2 protein-coding genes are annotated in these 2,146 nt (G+C 65.1%); both read right to left on the bottom strand.

Annotated elements, in window-relative coordinates; genetic code table 11:
• Positions 1 to 950, bottom strand: a 950-nt coding sequence (locus GGR73_RS20185) for a biotin/lipoyl-binding protein (protein ID WP_184458522.1), incomplete at its 3' end; no start/stop codon positions are given.
• Positions 947 to 2,146, bottom strand: a 1,200-nt coding sequence (locus GGR73_RS20180) for an ATP-binding cassette domain-containing protein (RefSeq protein WP_184458520.1), incomplete at its 5' end; no start/stop codon positions are given. The genes GGR73_RS20185 and GGR73_RS20180, both read right to left, overlap by 4 nt.

The following is a 2,146-nucleotide window of genomic DNA, read 5'->3' as shown; positions in this document are numbered from 1 at the left end:
CCGGTCTTGGCGACGTCCTGGGTCAGCTGGCCGGCTTGCTCGCCTGCCTGGCGCAAGGCATCCAGTGCCTGCTGGCGTGTGTCGGTGACAAGCACGCGCAACTCCTCTTGCGCCGCGCTGGTCGCCGAGCGGATCTCCTGCAGGCGATTGCGCTGGGTGGCGAGCTGGCTTTCTGCGGCGATGCGTTCCTGTTCGCGCAACAGGTAGTCATGGCGGCCGACGTACTTGCCTTCGACCAGGCGGGCGTAGTCCTCTGCGCGCACTTTGGAGATGCGTGCGGATTCGGCCAGCGGTTCGATCGCGTCCTGGGTGGTCTGCAACTCGGCCTGGCGTTGGGCGATGCTGGCTTGCAGGTTGTGTCGGCGCGCCTGGAATGCGTCGAATTGACTGCTGACCAATTGCTGTTCGTCGGCTACGCGCTCGGCGGGTAGATCCGGAGCCGGATCCAGCTGCGGCGGCTGCCCGGTCGCAATGGCGGTCGCCAGCGCTGCCTGGCGAAGCGCAGCGAGACGTGCGTTGACCAGTGCGTCGCCGGCCTGGGCGAACTCGGCGCCGGTGGCGGTGGCATCGAGTTCGACCAGCAACTGGCCTTTCTTCACCGCCTGTCCATCACGCACCAGGATCCTGCGGACCACGGCGGTTTCTGCGGTCTGCACCACCTTGGTCCGTGAGTCGACCACGGTCTTACCTGGTGCCACGGCGACGATATCGAGCTTGCCCAGGCACGCCCACAGCAGCGCGACACAGAAGAAACCGATGATGATGCGCATCGTCCAGCGCGCGGTGGGCGAGACAGGCGTTTCGGTCAGCTCAAGATGGGCGGGCAGGAACGCGCGCTCGTCGGCGCTGCGCGCGGGCGGGTCGAGCTGGCGGCGCACCGCCCAGGCCGATTTGAAGATCTTGAAATAGCGGAGAAAGAAATCGCGCCATCCCTGGAGCAGGTGCTTCATGGGGTCCCCTGTTGCAGTCTGTATAGATGCGCGTACTGGCCTTCCGGCCGGTCGACCAGCTCGGCATGCGAGCCGCTCTCGACGATGCGTCCCTTCTCCACCACGACGATGCGATTGGCCTGCCGCACGGTAGAAAGGCGGTGCGCGATGATCAGCACAGTGCGCCCCTTACAGATGGCGCGCATATTGCTCATCACCGCGTGCTCCGATTCGTAATCCAGGGCGCTGGTGGCTTCGTCGAGAATCAGAATGCGTGGGTCGCCGATCAGTGCGCGCGCGATTGCAATGCGCTGCCGCTGACCACCAGACAGGCCGGTACCATGCTCGCCGACTTTGGTGTCGTAGCCTTCCGGCAATTCCAGAATGAAGTCGTGGGCACCTGCCAGCTTGGCCGCATGGATCACCCGCTCCAGCGGCATGCCGGGATCGGTCAACGCGATGTTCTCGCGCACGCTGCGGTTGAACAGGAAGTTCTCCTGCAGCACCACACCCAGCTGACGGCGCAGCCAGGCCGGATCGGCCAGCGCCAGGTCCTGGCCATCGATCAGCACCCGCCCGCGCTCGGGCGTGTAGAGCCGCTGCACCAGCTTGGTCAGCGTGCTCTTGCCGGAGCCGGAACGGCCGACGATGCCGATGATTTCGCCTGGGCGAATGTCCAGCTCGATCCCGTTGAGCACCTCGGGCGCATCCGGCCGGTAGCGGAACGTGACCCGCTCGAACGTCACCTGCCCACGGATCGGCGGCAGTGCCAAGCGGCTGCCCGGCACCTCGGTGCGGGTATTGAGTATGTCGCCCAGCCGCTCGACCGAAATGCCGACCTGCTGGAAGTCTTGCCACAACTGAGCCAGCCGGATGATCGGCGCGGTGACCTGGCCCGAGAGCATGTTGAAGGCGATCAATTGACCAATCGACAGCTTGCCTTCCATCACCAGCTTTGCGCCCCAGAACAGCACCGCCACGGCGGTGAGCTTCTGCACCAGTTGCACGCCCTGCTGGCCAAGCGTGGCGATACGGGTGACGTTGAAACCGGCGCTGACATAGCCGGCCAGTTGGTTGTCCCAGGTACGGGTCACGCGCGGATCCACCGCCATCGCCTTGACCGTGCCGATACCGCTGACCGTCTCCACCAGGAAGGATTGGTTGTCTGCGCCACGCGCGAACTTGTCGTTCAAACGCTGACGCAGCACCGGGGTGAT

Source organism: Xanthomonas sp. F14 (assembly GCF_014199865.1).
The sequence above is the reverse complement of the archived record's forward strand: the minus strand, read 5'-3'. Positions and strand labels throughout refer to the sequence as shown.